The sequence below is a fragment of the Candidatus Auribacterota bacterium genome, from assembly GCA_026392035.1.
Classification (GTDB): Bacteria; Auribacterota; Tritonobacteria; order UBA1439; family UBA1439; genus JAPLCX01.
This window is the reverse complement of record JAPLCX010000097.1, coordinates 44,163-60,978: the sequence shown is the minus strand read 5'-3', so window position 1 is coordinate 60,978 and position 16,816 is coordinate 44,163. Positions and strand designations below refer to the sequence as shown.

The 16,816-nt window shown below is 52.5% G+C and carries 11 protein-coding genes; 4 read left to right on the top strand and 7 right to left on the bottom strand.

The window, feature by feature from the left end:
• Positions 1-2 precede the first annotated feature (2 nt).
• Both NTX71_10555 and NTX71_10550 read left to right on the top strand, forming a co-directional pair.
• The gene (locus NTX71_10555) at positions 3-1,994 is read left to right on the top strand and encodes a Coenzyme F420 hydrogenase/dehydrogenase, beta subunit C-terminal domain (protein MCX6340336.1); all 1,992 of its coding nucleotides are present in this window, start codon (positions 3-5) and stop codon (positions 1,992-1,994) included.
• Positions 1,991-3,439 (top strand): radical SAM protein, encoded by a 1,449-nt coding sequence (locus NTX71_10550; GenBank protein ID MCX6340335.1) that lies wholly within the window; start codon positions 1,991-1,993, stop codon positions 3,437-3,439. The genes NTX71_10555 and NTX71_10550 overlap by 4 nt, the downstream gene beginning before the upstream one ends.
• A gap of 46 nt (positions 3,440-3,485) precedes the next feature.
• Here the strand turns inward: NTX71_10550 and NTX71_10545 are convergent, their stop codons facing one another.
• The 5 genes from NTX71_10545 to NTX71_10525 all read right to left on the bottom strand — a co-directional run bounded on the left by NTX71_10545 (position 3,486) and on the right by NTX71_10525 (position 12,071).
• The gene (locus tag NTX71_10545; GenBank protein MCX6340334.1) at positions 3,486-4,688 is read right to left on the bottom strand and encodes a glycosyltransferase 87 family protein; all 1,203 of its coding nucleotides are present in this window, start codon (positions 4,686-4,688) and stop codon (positions 3,486-3,488) included.
• A 6-nt stretch (positions 4,689-4,694) separates the two neighbouring features.
• Positions 4,695-6,434, bottom strand: coding sequence for a hypothetical protein (locus tag NTX71_10540; GenBank protein MCX6340333.1), 1,740 nt, complete (start codon positions 6,432-6,434; stop codon positions 4,695-4,697).
• 135 nt (positions 6,435-6,569) lie between these two features.
• On the bottom strand, positions 6,570-8,333 hold the full coding sequence (locus NTX71_10535) for a hypothetical protein (GenBank protein MCX6340332.1): 1,764 nt from the start codon (positions 8,331-8,333) through the stop codon (positions 6,570-6,572).
• Positions 8,334-9,420: 1,087 nt separating this feature from the next.
• A complete protein-coding gene (locus tag NTX71_10530; GenBank protein ID MCX6340331.1) occupies positions 9,421-10,878 on the bottom strand; it encodes a hypothetical protein in 1,458 nt (485 codons plus the stop codon).
• 230 nt (positions 10,879-11,108) lie between these two features.
• Positions 11,109-12,071 carry a radical SAM protein gene (locus NTX71_10525; GenBank protein MCX6340330.1) on the bottom strand — a complete coding sequence of 321 codons (963 nt, stop codon included), beginning with the start codon at positions 12,069-12,071 and terminating at the stop codon, positions 11,109-11,111.
• A 189-nt stretch (positions 12,072-12,260) separates the two neighbouring features.
• Between NTX71_10525 and NTX71_10520 the strand changes: the two genes are divergently transcribed.
• Both NTX71_10520 and NTX71_10515 read left to right on the top strand, forming a co-directional pair.
• Positions 12,261-12,866 (top strand): class I SAM-dependent methyltransferase, encoded by a 606-nt coding sequence (locus NTX71_10520; protein ID MCX6340329.1) that lies wholly within the window; start codon positions 12,261-12,263, stop codon positions 12,864-12,866.
• A gap of 7 nt (positions 12,867-12,873) precedes the next feature.
• On the top strand, positions 12,874-13,986 hold the full coding sequence (locus NTX71_10515; GenBank protein MCX6340328.1) for a radical SAM protein: 1,113 nt from the start codon (positions 12,874-12,876) through the stop codon (positions 13,984-13,986).
• Here the strand turns inward: NTX71_10515 and NTX71_10510 are convergent.
• Complete coding sequence (locus NTX71_10510) at positions 13,983-16,355, bottom strand: discoidin domain-containing protein (protein ID MCX6340327.1); 2,373 nt, start codon at positions 16,353-16,355, stop codon at positions 13,983-13,985. The two genes, NTX71_10515 and NTX71_10510, sit on opposite strands and share 4 nt — an antisense overlap.
• On the bottom strand, positions 16,313-16,675 hold the full coding sequence (locus NTX71_10505; protein ID MCX6340326.1) for a DUF2304 domain-containing protein: 363 nt from the start codon (positions 16,673-16,675) through the stop codon (positions 16,313-16,315). Before NTX71_10505 ends, NTX71_10510 begins: the two co-directional genes overlap by 43 nt.
• Positions 16,676-16,816 lie beyond the last annotated feature (141 nt).

Genomic DNA, 16,816 nt, shown 5'->3' with positions numbered 1-16,816 from the left:
CCATGCCCAGTTTCCTGGATATCCCTCAGGCTCTCTGCCACAGCTGCGGCACCTGCATCGCTGCATGTCCCCACAGGGCTCTTGGTTACATCGAGGGTCATGTGAAGCTCGTCGAAGAGTGCGATCATTGCGGCGCGTGCTATCTAGCGTGCCCCGGCATCGCCGTTGACTTCAAAGAGATGAATCATCGCTTGTTCCCGGATCATGTGCCCGACCCCTACTTCGGATGCTTCCGGGCCATGTATATCGGCCGTTCCGACAGTCGTGCCCTCACAGGCGCATTTTCTTCCGGCGGCGCCGTGACGGAGATTCTCTGTTCCGCTCTGGGGAGCAATCTCATTCAGGGAGCCATCGTCTGCGCCATGTCGGAAGCGCGGCCATTCCAGCCGGAGATCAGGATTGCGAGGACGGTCGGGGAAATATCGGGTGCTGCGGGGTCAAAGTACACCCTCCTTCCCATCAACAGTGCACTCGCCGAAACGGGAAACCTGCGAGGCCCGCTTGCGCTTGTCGGACTTCCCTGTCACATTCACGGCATTCGAAAATTGCAGCAGTCAGGAGCCATGACGGCCTCACCGATCACCCACACCATCGGACTCTTCTGCGGCTTTAACCTCACACCGGAGGCGACCCCTTTCCTCCTCAAGAAACTGGGTATCGATCCCCACAAGGTCTCCTCACTCAGCTACCGGGGGGGGGAGTGGCCGGGCAGCTTCACGGTTTCGACAAGGGATGGGAAAATCCTCTCTATCCCCAAACAAAGCTACAACTTTCTCCATCTCACTCATCTCCCTCCGCGCTGCGCTGTTTGCCCTGACCTCTTCGCCGAACTCGCCGACATCTCGATCGGAGACTACTGGCCTGACAACGATGCGGAGCGTGGATATTCCTCAATCATCGTGCGTACAGAAAAAGGAAAGGAGCTTTTGCAAGCAGCAGGAAGCTCATTGCAAATCAAGGATCTGACCTCCGCGCAGCTCTATCGCTCACACGCGCACCTCATCCAGTACAAGAAACGCGCGATCTCGGTCCGGCTGAGTCTCTCCCCCACTACTCCCGCATTCAATTTGCCACATCTCCCACTCTCGATGCCAGAAAAAATCTCTGCTGCCCTCTTCTTCGTCACACTCCACATCGGGAGGAGCCGCCCCGCGCGGATTATGCTCGGCCTCCTCCCCCTGACCGCCCTGGGCTGGCTGGCGAGGGGATTCAGGGGGCGGAGCAAGAAGCGGCTCGGGGGCAAAGGGAATCGCTACTGGTCGCTCGATGATGTGGGACGGCACTGGGATGCAACAGAGGACTACGATGAGATCAATGTAAAAACCTACTCCTACGGGCGGCGGTTTTCGGACGGATATCGCGTGTGCGCCGGTGAGATCAGGGAAGGCGATCGCATACTCGACATCGCATGCCGCACCGGCAACGGGACGCTCTACTTCGGCAAGAGGAAGAGAATACGAATGACCGGCCTCGATCCCTCCGCTTCAATGGTCTCCATCTGCAGGGACAGACTCTCGCGGGAAGGAATGACCTACCAGGTGCTTCTCTGGCGTGATATGCGCCTGCCGTTCGATGACGCTCTGTTTGACCACATTGTCTCATTCGAAACCATCGAACACATCTTCGCCTATCATGAGTTCCTTTCCGAACTCAGCCGTGTTCTCAAACCCGGGGGGGGACTTCTGCTCACAACACCGAATGTGCTCTGGGACCCGCTCCATACGTTCGCGGCGGCGACGGGATTACACCACGGCGAGGGCCCGCACCGTTTCATCCCCAGGAAAGAGCTCATGTCATCCCTCGCGGAATCCGGTTTTAAAATCGATCGTGAAGAGAGCACGGTGCTCATCCCCTATGGCCCGCGCTGGATCACGCGAACCGGCGAGTGGATCGAGAACCTGCTTCCCGAAATAATAAGGCGCTGGATATGTCTCCGCCGCATCCTCTGGTGCCGGAAGATCACCGCGGACGAGGAGACACATAACGCGCAATGAAAGTCCAACTCGTCTATCCCCCGCTTATTCCCGGCCAGAAACCACGCTACGGCCTCCAGCCGCTTGGCGCGCTCTACCTGGCGACGTTTCTCCAGAGGCGCGGCATCGAGACAGGCGTGATCGACGGCGAAATCAAGGGCCTGACAGTAGATGAGATCGTTCAGCGGATTGCCGCTTCAGCTCCAGATTTGATCGGAATAAGCGCGATGACGCCACAGCTTCCCGTAGCCCTCACCATCGCGCGGCAAATCAAGTCGCTCGAAAAAAATATCAAAACCTGTCTCGGCGGCGCCCATGCCAATGCCACCATGGAAGAGAGCCTCACCATCTGCCCCGAGCTCGATTTCGTCATCTACGGCGAGGGGGAATACCCGCTGTGGGAATTGTGCTTAAAACCGGATAATCATCACTGGCCTCTTGTCGAGGGACTGATCTACAGAGACGGCACGGGTAAAATCCAAAAGAACAGACACAGAGCTTTTATTCCCGACATTGACGAGCTGAACCCGCTGAGTTACCGGATGCTCGATATGATTTCCTATTCCATGCCCTATCTACCGGGGAAGAATGTAGCCTCCATGATCGTAAGCCGGGGGTGTCCGTACCACTGCTCGTACTGCGACGCCTACATAAGCCAGGGGAAGAAATTGAGACTCCGAACACCTGCCTTGATCGTTGACGAGATCAGATCTATTGTGCAGGATCATGGCATACGACATTTTTCATTCAAGGATAGCACGTTTACTCTGAATCGCGCGCATAGCATGCACCTCATGGAAGAAATTCAGCGGGCTAATCTCAAGATGTCCTGGCGGTGCAACAGCCGGGTTGACTGTGTGGATCGAGAACTGCTGGGTGAAATGAAAAAGGCGGGCTGCAGCATGATACTGTACGGGGCCGAGTCCGGTTCTCAGACGATACTCGACAACCTTCAGAAGGGGACCACGGTCGGCCAGATCATTGAGGCCTTCAGGATGACACATGAGGCCGGCATTAAAACGTATGCCGCCTTCATGCTCGGCAACCCGGGTGAGACGCAGGAAACCGCACAGCAGACTATCGACCTTGCAAAGAAGTTGAATCCCGACATTGCGGTTTTTTTCTTCACGACCGCATATCCGGGCACTGCAATTTACACTCAAGGCCTCAGGGATCACACGGTGCAGGAAAACTGGTGGCATCCGGAACATTACCGCGGCGAGCTGACATCCTTTTCCACGTGGCTCTCTTCAGAGGGCGGGAAGCTGAAAATAGCCGGTTTCGATCACGCCCGATGGATCAAAAAGGCCTTCAGGGAATTTTACTTCCGTCCACGGTTCATCTTGAGGGCAATGAAAGAGACACTGTGCAACCCTTCATACCTCTGGGTCATCCTGAGCCTCCTCCCCAACCTGACATCTTTTCTTTTGCGAAAGAAACAGGCATCTACAGAGGAACGCATATAATTCTGCGCAAGACAAGATTATAAGGTAGCACCTCCACCTTCAACTTTCATCGTGTCGCCTCTGGTACCCTGTCATATGCGCGCGCGTTGTCCCCCCAAAGTATGCCGAGGAATATTCCCCACATCGCATACGCAATAAGCAACGGGTAATAGTTCCACATGAGTCCAACCACATCATCGTAGAAAAATTTGCCCTCTTTTGAGAGGCTCGCCAGAATGAACAGGAGAATGTAGGTACTCAACCGAGTAGCTCTCTTCATCACGTAATACGTAGGTACGATAAGGAGAGCGTACCAGTAATCTGAGATGTAAGGAAGAACGAGTACATATGCAAAACAATTGAGATATACAAGTATTTTCTGTACATCCGATTTTGATCGGGCCGCGCTCACTCTGACACACGCCTGATACGTCAGAGAAATAACAATTACGGCTATGCCGATATAGCAGCCCCACGTAATATGACTCGGCACCACAAGCCCAGTCTTTTTGGCCAGCAAATCAAATAAGCTTCGCAGAAAGTAGTATGAGGACGGACACTCTAAACCCCCATGTTGCTTAATAAATGCGAGGTTCATAATCCCATTCACGGATGACGCATACAATTGCGGATTCTTGAGAAACGAGAGCAATAAAATACCCGCGAGCGCCACACAGGAACCGACCATGTATAAATATCTTTTCTTGTCGGTAGAAAATAGCACAAGAATGAGAAAATAGGCCTCGGTAATTCTCCATGCTGCCAGGAGCACAACCAGGGCGCAGAAGGGCACGAGCTTCCTCCGAAGGTAAAAGGAGAAGGCAGACCAGAGGACACACTGCTCTATCACCGTATTATTGCCAACCCACAGGTCTGTACAAAGAGGACTGTTGTATGCCACTATGCAAAATAAGAAGAAGAGGGCATCACACTCCTCTCCAATAAACCTGGAGCGCCAGAGGTAGATGAGCCATCCCAGTAATGCAGCTTTCAAAAACAAGAAAAGATAGAACGCCGTATTCCAGTTTACTAATGTGAATAGCTTGTAAAACCACAATGTGTGAGGGGGATACGGATAGGCGCGATTGAATTGTAAGTACGTACCCGAATACGGATTTAATCCGCTGACGTAGGCCTTCGCAGCATTGCAATTTGACCTAAAGTCCCACTGGTAGTCATCGCTTTTATCAAATGCAATATGAGCTACCAGATAGAGGAAATAGAAGAGGACGAATGCATATGCCGCTTTTTTAACCAACATCGCTCTCATAGCACCTCACGGCTGGAGTTCATAGATCCTACACTCCGCATCGGTATAGAGCAGCTTTAATTTCGGATTGGGTGGATAATCCGGTTTCGTGAGGATATAGCGCAGCTTGTACTCGTCATATAACTTTTTTGAATATCGGGGAATATCCATCATCATCACCTCGTCAATTTCAGTATATTTTCGCTCCACACTCGCAGGATAGCGCGAGAGGTAACCTGCGACGCGCGGTCTTTCGTACAGTGTTTGATAGTAGTGCGCACTGTATTTATCGTTAAGACAGTCCGCTACCGCGCCGGGGGGGAGGGCCCTGAACACCTGGACATAGGCGGGAACCCTCGCCCGCTGCGCGGACAGTGGATACGGCAGGTACTCAAGAACTAAGAGGATGACGAAGACGGCAAGAACCATTTTACTCCCAAGAAGCCCGCGGCGCAGAAGAGGGTACGCCATGGCGGCAATGACGCCGGCGGAGAGGTATACCATAACCATCATGCGCATGGCGCATCCTGAAAGATTCAGGAGAGGGAACATGTATGTGAGAGCACTGTACGGGAGAGGGAACCACGTGAGCGCACTGCCTCCGATGCGCATCACGGGCCCGAGCGCCAGAATCACAAAGAAGAGAAGAATGAAATACCAGAGACCCAGTCCATGCGCCGCTATCTTCCTTCTCTTCACCCACGCGTACACCAGTACGGCGATCACCGAAAACCCGAGATACACGCTCGTCTCAACGGGGTTTGGGGGGAGCCCCTCCCAGAAGCGGCGCGTTAATTCCCTGAAACGCCAATGTCCCCCGTAAATAACAAGAGACGAGAGGTTCATCGAATTCTCCTCGACCGAGTGACCGCCGGTGAACGGGTCGCTGCGGTGGGCAAGAATAAAAAACCCTACGAGCGCCCCTGTGGTGACGAGGCCGAGGGCTGCAAACACCGCCATCGGCCTGCGGTACTCCCTCCTGACCAGGAGGAGAAAGTCTCTCTTCATCCACATCCAGTACCCCGCGATGATGACGGCCGTCACCATTGAATAGAAGGCATAATAGTAGTCGCACAGGATGATGAGGAAGAGCAGCAATGCCGACGCAGCCGCTCTGATCACAGTAGGCCTGTCCAGAAAGAGATAGAAGGCCGCGATGAAGAGGGGGATCCACTCGAGAGAGACGAGCTGGAGGTGCCCCAGGGCGTGCGCGAAGTGGAAGGGTGAAAAGGTGAAGATGTACCCCGCGAGCAGGCTGCCGGCGTAGGAGCGTGAGAATAGGTAGGCGAGATAGAACGCCGCCCACCCCCCCACGATAAAACTGAATATGACCATCGTGTTATAGGCCTGCGGGAGGGTCATAAATCTCTGGAGGATAATACCCGCAAACCCATTGAAAGGATTAAGCGTGTGACCGAGGAGCGTGCTGCCATGTGGATAGTGCAGGTAATTTGTCTGCCACACAGGCTGGTGGAGTTCTGTCACCGCCTTATTGACCCACCACATGTTCCATATATTCTGAGGCGCATCCATGCACCAGTCCCCGGAATCGGAGATATAGTGTGTTGCGACACGGGTGATGAGAGGATAGGTCAGGGCACTGAAACATGCAAGGTAAAAGAAGAGGGGGAGGAGTACCATCGTGCAGATGCGTGTTACGAATGCTTCTTCTGGATAGGCGGTCATATCGGGTTGATGGTTCCGTGCATTTCTCCCCGAGGTTTCCAGGCAGGCAGGTTCCATGTGTCGATAGTTCCAAGTCACCATGCGCACCACCCCATCATTTCACCTTTCAAGGGGAGTGAGAACTACAGCACCCCACGCCGCGAGAGGATATCCCATATGACCAGAGGAAGGATAGCAAGCACATTGAGCCCTGCTTCTCTCTCAAATCTAACACCCCTACACATATCCCCTCTTCGCTAAGAAGAAACATGCCGCGAGCGACAGCACCGCCATTATGGTTAATACTGTGTACCTGGGGAAGTATAAACGGATAATCATATTCCCGTCCGCCGGGCATTGCATCGCCAGTTGCCCATCCTCATTGAACAAGTCCACATCATGCCCTTCCCAGAACGCCCTCCAGGCCGGGAAATAATTCATGCGCACGATCACTTTCTCGCCCTTTTTCACGCCCCGGAGACGCAGAATCTTCGTGAAATAATCCTTCGTTTCAATCTCACCAGATCCAGAGGCGACCACCACGCTCCTCGGATCGGCATCAAAAAACTCGTAAATTTCCCACCGCACCGGCTCAAAACCTGCTTTCTGCAATTCCCCGGTGTCAATATTCCATATGCGTTTGTATGAACCCCCTTGCCGGCCAAAATAGTCCCGTGCCTCATTGCTCCACAACACGAGATACTTGATCCCCCACTTTTTCAAAAGGGCATTTATCTCCTGTGGCGGATATTCGGAGAGGAAACGGCCCTTATATGTCCCACACGGGATTGCATTTGAACGAAAGATGCTGGGATGGAATCCATCCGCATCCCATGAAAAAAAGTTTTTTCCGGTGGCAAGTGCGATCGGACCGAGAAGATGGACGTCATCGGACCACTTTTCGCTCCGCCGCGCCATGGCAGTCTCGGTTGCATGGTTCAATCCACCTTGCCCCTCGAAGAGCACCAGATTCCCTCCCAGCCCCTCAATCATTTCCAGGAAAGGGCGACTGTACCTGTCAAGGCTCTTGAGACGCGGGGTTGACCAGGAAATGGCAGAAGGAACAGACATTACAAGAGATGTAGCCACTATGAAAAACAAAAAACTTGATGCCAGGGTTCGCCCGCGTCCATTCCCTGACACTTTTGGAGATGTCTGCGCGGATAAGAACAGAATCCAGAAGACGGGCATCCCACGCAGCATCCTCTGAAAGGTCATAGCTGTGAATTCCATCCCGACACCGATAATCGCTATTAGGAGGAGATATGCCCACGCCGCCGCACGCATCTCCTTGTCTGTCCTCTGCATGAGGAGCCACACGCAGATCGGAAGTAAGACTATGCCCGGGGCCAGGCTTCCCGGCATATCGAGCATTCCCCTCAAGCCATGTATGATCATGGTGATACGCGCATGGAAGGAAGTGTCAACCGCGACAACAGCGAACTTGTCCTGGTTTTCGACGAAGTATCGCGTGTAATTTAGGACAAACCATCCGTACGGCAGCGTGCAGAAGAACACAACGACAAGAAGTATTGCCAGGCGGCCCACGTAAGCAATTCTTCTATAACCCGCTATAACGAGCGCACAGACAGTCAAGAGACACAGCACAAAAAAGGCGGGGTGCGCGTAACCACTCAGTGCAATCGCGATCGCGAGGTAGAAACCGCTCATCGGTTTCATATCCAGGAAGCCTCGCGCGAACATGAGCGCGAGAACATAGAGATCGATAGCGATCATGTTGTCGAATGTGCAATTCCCTAAGAAATCACCCATGTATCCGATCAGATATGCGCATGAGAAATAGAGCGCCCACACAGAAGCGCTCGGACAGGAACGAATCCACGCCCTCGCACAGAAGTAGCAGAGCAGCGGGAACATCATCATGGTACTAAAAATGAAGACATTGAAGCCGGTCTGATTGCCCCAGATGAGCATGAACGGCCACGAGAACAATGCGAGGTTGGAATTGCTGTTAAAAATGCTCGGGTACCCCCCAAGCATTATCGATCTCCATCCAACCACTCCCCCCTCAGACAGAATCCTTAATCCCTCTATCGTGGAATAGTAAATATTAGGGGCATCGTCATGCCAGATAAGAGCGCTCAATGAGGGGGTAAACCTTTTCCAGAGGCAGACGAGGATAAGGAGATATGATAATGGAAATGCACACAGGGGCGACAGCAGTACCCTCAAAAGTTTAGTACGGCTTCCAGACCAATACAACAGCAGTGATCCACAGAGGCATGCATCGAACGCCACATGGGGTATGCTACTCCATTGTGTTATCCCATACATATAGAAGCCGGCAATCACTGCCATCTCAAATAGAGAGAGTGGAAAGATCTGCTGTTTCACGTCGTGGGATCCTTTTCTCTTCTCTGTTGTCATGTGTGTCCTGTGGACTCTTTCTTGTTCTATCGCTTTCCCGCCTTTACTGTGTCAGAGAGAAACACCCCTGCCCCGCTCCTTCTGATGGAGATTAGCTCATCGACAATCCCCAATGCCTCAAGGATCGGCCTGTTCTCACTGAACGTCACATAGATCGTTAGCCTGAATTATTCATCCCCCTGTTGTAGGAGTTCGATCCTTCGGCAAGCTCAGGACAAGTTTTATCGAACCCACGTTGAAAACGGGCTTGATAAATCAAGCCCCTACAATTCAATGAGTTAGCAAGTATGAAGATCATTCTGATCTCGACTTGATGAATAGATCAGGTTAAACATGCCTGAACTCTGCCTCTCGAAGACATTTGCCTGCAACAATATCCATGGATAAGTTGACTTGTTCCATCTAAAAGCCCGCCGGTGCAATAGCAGCACATCAATGAGTACCGGCGCTGGACTATCCCCAATTTTTGCTAATACGCCTCTACTGCTTTACCACAGGGTAAACGAAGAAGCACGGAGCCTGCCTCACCGAAGGCGGGCAAGCTGCCGGTTTACCCGCCTGGGGCGACAGGCAAGACTCCCCCAATGAGTCCCCATCTGACAACACCTTCCAGTGATGACTTTTATCGGTTATCCGCCATTTCGGGATACACCATTGTAGGATTCAAATCCCCAGATTCTCGTGAGAAAAGAAGATCATTCTAATTTTGGGCGAACCGGGTGATGAGCTTTTTTTCTTGGGCCAGCAATAAATCAAGCGACACTAAGTCGACATTGTGGCGAGCCGCCTCTGCGGCATAAAACATAGCGTCTGCCTGACGTAATTGTTCGGAGTATTCGCGAGCCATTGTGAAATGATGAATCCTGTAGGGACTCCGGACTGAAAAATCCACAAACCAATTTGCTTCGGTGGTCGTCGCCTCCAAGTGAGCGACGGTGGGCAAATCTAAGGTCCGTTTCAACCATAGCGCTAATGTATATCGAGACGCCAGCGCTTGGTGAATAGTGATCGCGAGCTCACTGCCCAACGCCTCATACACCGGGGTTCGGAAATGGTGTGCATCCCAGAAAAGCTCATAGCCCGGCAGCACGTTGTCAGTGAGACCCGCCATTACCCGACTAATCTCCACTACGGGAACGCCCTCCGCACCTGCAACATCGCGAAGAACGGTACGCAATTCCTCCGTGCAACTCACCGGATACGCGTCCTGCTCCCTGGCTTGTTCCAGCCATGCACGCGCGGCACCAATCTCGCCGTCAAGGGCGGCGAGCCGGCCCAGCTCATAACTCAAGTGGGCGAAACTGCATTTCCGGCTGAGATCAGTCAGCTCTGCCTGGGCCGCCTTGGTGTTGCCATCCACATAGAGATGCCGCATGGCGTCCCAGAATTGATGCCCGGCTTGGTCGCGGTCCCTAGGGGGACCCTTATACCAAGATCGTGACGGGGGAAACCATAGGTTGCCCGGTGGAAGCACCACAACCACCGCCGGTATCCCCTGGCGCCGACAATAATCGAGAAGGAACTTGACCTGCCGTCGGAAGCGATCGGCGGTGAATGTCCGCTCGTACTGCGGCAGCGGGGCCGGCGCAAACAGAAGTCGGTGGTCACCCGGAAAACGGAGTCGGTGACTGATATAATCACAGTGGAGCAGCAGGGTGCCGAATGAGCTGGCCGACATCAACTGCTCTAGCGGTGAACGTGGAGACACCACTGGCGTCGGGTACTCCCTTTGCCCGAGAAATCCACTGTACTCATTATTCCCGGCGCAGATGACAAGAAGGTGTGGTAGAAATCGAGCCCTCGAGCAGAAGTTTGCCAAGGATTCCGTCAGTGGCGCGCCGGGTTCGGTGTAATTATCGATCACCAAGGGGCGGTCAGCAGACAGTTTGGCAACGGCGTAGCTGAGTAGGTTGGCGTATGATTCATATGGATACCCTTGGGCAACGGAACTGCCAATCAATGCAAAACGAAGGTGTTCCGGATCCCAAACCTGCGACCGCACCCGGTATTGCGCTTGGCATGCGAGCGTGCGGCGCAGGTAGGCATGGCTTATCAGCTCGGCCAAGATAAGGCCAACCACGATTCCGAACAGCAACGCGCGTAATCGTGTATGAGACAGTCTGCAGAGGTGAATGCTCATGCGCACCATCGCGATCATTTACAGGACTTCTGTGCTGCGGTAAAAATTATAGTATAGGGAAATGGGGTGTCAATCCTGAAACGGGCCTGGACTATCCCCAGTTTTTAGGAACAGCCTAAAAGAGGCAATTGCCTCGGTTGAGAAGATGACAAGCCCAACGTGAAATTTTTACACACCTACCGCGATACATGAATAGGGTACTGTATTTCGAGAGAAACTCAAGATCAATCGCCACCGGCGGCCGAACCTTAGTGATTATAGTGGAACTTAGAGATGTCACAGGATTGACAGGCGGCTGTCCTCTGCGGAGAAAATGCGTGATGCTTCTCAGCGCGCCAGATCACAGGCAATGATTCAGCCTTTATATTTCCGAAAGAACAATCTCTCATAAAACAGCAGGGGAGCACGTTGCCATCCACGTCAATATACGCGTAATTATCGTACAGCACACATCCCCTGTCATAGCGAGTCGCTATGCGGAGGAATATGTTTTGGTCATTTATGCAAAAATAGCTTATGCCTGCCCTCCGGCACATGCGCCTCGCCATGGTGTACAGTCTCCTGATCTCCCCTTCCGGCTTTCGGGCAATTCCAGCCCCGGCAGGGACATCCATTCTCGCGAAATTGATGACATCCACACTGGTACTCCTCGCAAAATCAACTATCGTGCGGAGTTGTGAATCATTCACCATAACTGTTTGCAATCGCGTTCTCACGGGCTTGCCTGCCTTCACATTTGCTTCTGCAAACGCCCGAAAATTTTCTACCGCCGTCTCTCTGACCGGATGGGTAATGCCGTCTGCATATTCTCCGATGCCCTCAACAGAAAAGGTGAGCATCCATATGCCGGAATCAATTAGCAACTTGCGCAGAGACCTATCGAGGCTCATGGCATTCGTGGCGATATCTACCTTTGTCCATGGCAACCCTTCCTTGGCATGCTCGAGCATTCGAGGAAAATCAGGATGGAGAAGGCTCTCGCCCAGCCCTGTCAGGCTCAATCTCCGAAGCTTCGCCGGCATCTCGGCAATAATCCTCGTATAAACAGGGAAAGGCATGTCTTTCTCGACAATGCCAAGATGAAAGCGATAGCACATCGGACACATGAGATTGCATCGCGTGGTAATCTCGATGCTTACATCTTCTGGAAGCTTCGACCTCAACCCGCATGAGAGGCGGACAAACTTTTTTGCTTTTGTAATGATATCCACAGTACAACATGGGCTCCATAATGCGCAACTCAGTGAATAATCATGGCGAACCTGCGCTGCACTTATGCATTGATTTTAATGATACATCAATTTATAGAGCATCACAAGGAGCAAGTGACGGCCGGGTGGCGAATGCATAATAGCCGGGAATCTGTTATAATAATATCTTATTAAATCAGAGACGTCAGCATGGACCCTTATTCATCCATTTATGCCAACTGGGAGAAGTTCTGGGGGCGAGGAGGAAAATATACCCCCCTCGGGTTGTACATCACCTGGCGGAAACTCGGGCAGATACGGCGTCTCCTTAACGGGCTTGAGGTTACCAATTGTATTGACGTGGGCTGTGGTTCCGGGCGCACGCTAAGATTGCTTTCGGAGCTCACCGGCAACGCCGTTGGTATGGACTTCTCTCCCGCCGCGGTGGCGATGTGCAGGGCGCAAGGCCTCAAGGTGCGCCACGAGAACCTGCTCACCCATTCGGGCGCTTACGACCTGGTGTTCAGCGATGGACTCATTGAGCATTTTGAAGATTATCGTCCGTTCATTGCAGCGTTGTGTCGATTAAGCAGGCGCTACATCATGATCGTGCAAGTTGATCACTCGATTCCTGTCGTCAAACTGTTATCACACATCGAGCAGTGGGTCAAACACAGCATGAACGTGCCTGAGTATCCTCACCAAATCCCGTCATTTATAGAGGAATTTGGCAGATACTCTTTTCTCCCTGTTGATCGAGGGAAACTGCTGTGGGGGGGAATAAAGGTTCTCCTCTTCTCAAAAACAACTACCTAGCGAAACAATGCACCGAGCCATAATCAGATTCCAAATCCTCATGCGGCAAGCCCTGCCATGGCGCAAGCCGCTGTATATCATGCGGCTTCTCTACTCTGCTATCCGCGTCTATATTTTCCGCAGCAATCTGCTCCGCGGCACCGATTTTTCTATCGGCTATCTCTGCAATCTCAAATGCAAGCACTGCTTCACTACCAGTCTCGCGTGGGGAAGGGGCCGCCCGACGATGAGTGTTGAAGACTACTCGCGCGTTTCCGGCGAGTCAATGCGGCTGGGCTGCATTGCGTTCAGCATACAGGGGGGAGAACCGCTGCTATATCCAGAGCTAGAAACGATCATCAAGGCCCTCCGCCCGCGTTGGAATAGAATCCCTATTGCGACCAACGCCACGTTGCTCACCAGGGAGAGGATGCTATCGCTGAAGCGCGCTGGCGTAGATACGATCAACGTGAGTTTGGACAGTGGCAAACCGGAAGAACACGATCGATTCCGCGGAGTTCCCGGCACATATTATAAGGCGATGCGTGCCCTCGAGGAGGCGCTATCCATGGGCTTTGCGGTGAGCATCAACATGACCCTACCCCGCACCGCGCTCTATTCAGATGGGTTTAAAAAGCTGCTGGAGTTCGCACACAAGAAAAAGATAGTGATCAATACTCTCTTCGCAGCGCCTGCAGGTAATTGGATGAAATCGCAGCATTTTCTGATGCGTCCGGAGGATATTGCTTATTACAACAAGCTTAGGGAGGCCTATCCCTTCATGATGCGCGACCTCGACAGCAATTTTGGCCCCCGGGGTTGCGGCGCGGTGCATGAAATGCTGTATATCACCTGTTACGGTGACGTACTTGCCTGCCCGTTCATTCACATTTCCTTGGGGAATGTACTCGAGGAGCCGCTGGCAATCATCAGGGCGCGCGGATTATCAACCTACCTTTTTAAGCGGTATCACCCCAAATGCTGGATTGCGGAAGAGCAGGAATTTATCAAAGCCTACGTCAATCTAATGAGTGACAAGGACCGGCTTCCGGTGCGATGGGACTCCCCTGAGGGGAAAACATTGCTCTACGATTTCAGACTTGGCCGGCACGAATCTCCCGGCGCTCATGACAGGCACTAATCCATACGCGAGACGCCTGCCTTCACCTGCGCAGGCTTTGCATCCCCCTCCTCAATTGTCTCCCGAGCATTATCACCTTTCGTATAGAGACGGAGCTCGCTGATAGACCACCACAGAGATGGCAATGTCTGAATCAACCTAATGTACCTCACCCTGCGCGGGGCAAACACCATATCCAATTCTCGCTTATGAGGATCATTGATGAGTGTGACAACAAGATCCCTGTAGGAGGGAAGAACATCAATAGTATCCCATGACTTCCCATCCTCTGAAACTTGTGCCCATACTCCCCTTGGGAACTCGCGGAAGCCCCGATAGCACAGTACCATCCGCGAGAGCTCCAGCACTTTTCCCATGTCAACTTCCACCGTATTATTGTTGTTGTATAGATTGCACCCGTGGAAGGCAGTCCATGCAGTCGCCATGTTCCTATCAAATATGAGCGGCAATAAATCCTGATTGATCGTGCTCGTCAACTTCCAGTCACCCGCCGGCTTGATTTCCCTCCATGTACCTTCCCGCCGGGGCGGTGGCGGGGTTCCTCTCGCCAGCAGTTCAAAGACAACGCTATGCCCAAATCCTCCCACGAACCTCAGCGCGTCCGGCAACTGCTGGGTACGTTCAACCACTGTCTTCCCTATCCCATCCCCTATCTTTCTATGTTCAAACTCGTCATAATCATAGCGGTCGGGGTGAATAATTACATATTTCACACCCAGCGCCCGCAGGATGGCAATTGATTCTTTTGAGGGGAAATGCGCCATTATGTCAATCAAGGGCCAGTACTCGGGCGGTCTGAAACTGCTGTCTCCGTTGACGATCCTCTTCCCATGGTAAAGAGACCAGAACATATAGTAGGTTTCATTCCCTGATACTTCAAACTCGCCGTCATTGTCTGGCATCGGTAGTTCCAGCACCCCAAACTCCCCTGGCTGCAGTTTCAACCACTCATAGACCTGCGGCACTTGCAAATCCACATGATAGTTTTGCGCAGTGAAGTAATCACCTGATGCATTCTTATTGAAATACTCGATGAGGATAAACAAAATGATGGAAACGCCTGTCAATGCCCTTATCCGCCGGGCTGAAATGCACCCGAGTAGCGCGACTGCCCCCCCACCGCAGAAAATCGCGAACGGGATGAGCCACAATTGCGCAGCCCACCCTATCGCCCGCAGACTTCTGAATAAGGGGCACCAGCGATAGAGGAGCAGATAAGGCCCGGGGCATATCCTCTGCCCCCCGCACGAAATATAGGGGCCGAAGGAGATAAGGATGCCGAGAATGCCGAGGATGATTAAAAATAACTTTTCGCCACTTCCTGAAAGATGTGAACCCTTCTTCCGGACAAGCCCGACAATAAAAAGAAAACCGGCGACAAATCCGGGAAAGAGGTACTGTGCCCGCGACACCTTATAGACATGAGGTATCCAGCCATATACGAAATTGGTGGGCGGCGTCACGAGATAGGAGATAAGATCACATGACAAGATCTGAGATTCCTCAAGTCCCCTCGCCATATCTTCGCTCCCTCGCACACCTATCATTTCCATATAGGGATAGAACAGCGGAGAGATCATACACGCTACTATCGCGACGGCTGCAATGATATTGAGAAGCATATCGGGTGTACGGCGCAATCTTCCCGCAGCAAAGTGACTGACGAGATAGAGCGCCAGCATCAGCGAATAAAATATTCCTGTAAAAGGGTCGGTGATGCATTGCAGTCCGAAGAAGAATGCAGCGAATAACGCATCCCGGGAGAGACGCACCGGCCTTCCGGCGCCTTCGCGCCGTGATTCCATGAACCTGTGGAGGAAGAGGAGCGACAGGCATATCCAGTAATTCGACATGATGCCGGTGAGCATCGGCGCGGAAAATCTGAACGGGCAATAGGCAAACACGAAGCCGGCGACAAGAGCCCCGTAAGTGTTCTTAAGAAGATGCCTTGTAAGAAAGAACATGCAGAGGCCGTTCAGAAAATAGCCGAGCAGCAGATAAAAATTAGACGCAAGGATCGCGTTGCGCGTGAAGAGATACACCGGCCCGGCCATAAGATAAATCCCGAGCGTCCACTGGTTGGTTATGAGGGTGTCGCGATGCGGGAAAAAGAATGTCGCAGCCCACAGGTCGTGAGGATGCGTCCATATTTTCGATCCCTCCCCGATCCAGTACGCCCCTTCTAAACCGAGACACGGATGCCCCACCGTGTTTGTCATCCCGATGATCAGGGGATACGTCATGTAGAGCGCGGCAAGGATAAAAAAGAGCACCGTTCCCGCGTGCAATGCCGCGTGGCGTATGGTTGTGTTTCTGCCGGCGTCCATCAGCAACGGTCTTTCTCCGATCGCCCCGACCCACCGCCACATTTAAGGAGTGCTATCTCCTGGGCAAGTGTCTTCGTCTGCTCCGTCAGCATGGAAATGCACATCGAAAAGTGAATGCACATCACCACAATAAAAATCATTGCTGCCAGAAACACCATGTTCGAGAGGGCCTCGACCCCGCATATATTTTTCAAGAAAATGCCGAACCGCGGCCATATAATCATTGCTGTAATCACGATGCCCATCACGAGCCATAGCACGCTATACTTTTCCTTGAGCCGCCTTCTCCGCACAAGCTCAACAATGAACAGAATAAGCCCCACACTGGTTAATAGTAAAAAGATGCTCAGCCTGTTTGCCATATGCACCTCCGTTGCAGTTGAATCCTCGTTGGAAAGTATAGCATATACAAAGAGCTATCCGACAGAGCGCAGTTCCTCTTCCCCGCATTACCATATTTTCATAACCTATCTGCCCGCAAGGAGTAATGCGCTGCCCGTCTG

Bases quoted from the DNA above. Each gene is read 5' to 3' on its own strand.
- NTX71_10555 (MCX6340336.1), top strand. From the start codon at position 3: ATGCCCAGTTTCCTGGATATCCCTCAGGCTCTCTGCCACAGCTGCGGC.
- NTX71_10540 (MCX6340333.1), bottom strand. From the start codon at position 6,434: ATGGTGACTTGGAACTATCGACACATGGAACCTGCCTGCCTGGAAACC.
- NTX71_10545 (MCX6340334.1), bottom strand. From the start codon at position 4,688: ATGAGAGCGATGTTGGTTAAAAAAGCGGCATATGCATTCGTCCTCTTC.
- NTX71_10550 (MCX6340335.1), top strand. From the start codon at position 1,991: ATGAAAGTCCAACTCGTCTATCCCCCGCTTATTCCCGGCCAGAAACCA.
- NTX71_10530 (MCX6340331.1), bottom strand. From the start codon at position 10,878: ATGATCGCGATGGTGCGCATGAGCATTCACCTCTGCAGACTGTCTCAT.
- NTX71_10510 (MCX6340327.1), bottom strand. From the start codon at position 16,355: ATGTGGCGGTGGGTCGGGGCGATCGGAGAAAGACCGTTGCTGATGGAC.
- NTX71_10520 (MCX6340329.1), top strand. From the start codon at position 12,261: ATGGACCCTTATTCATCCATTTATGCCAACTGGGAGAAGTTCTGGGGG.
- NTX71_10515 (MCX6340328.1), top strand. From the start codon at position 12,874: ATGCACCGAGCCATAATCAGATTCCAAATCCTCATGCGGCAAGCCCTG.
- NTX71_10505 (MCX6340326.1), bottom strand. From the start codon at position 16,675: ATGGCAAACAGGCTGAGCATCTTTTTACTATTAACCAGTGTGGGGCTT.
- NTX71_10535 (MCX6340332.1), bottom strand. From the start codon at position 8,333: ATGCTTGGGGGGTACCCGAGCATTTTTAACAGCAATTCCAACCTCGCA.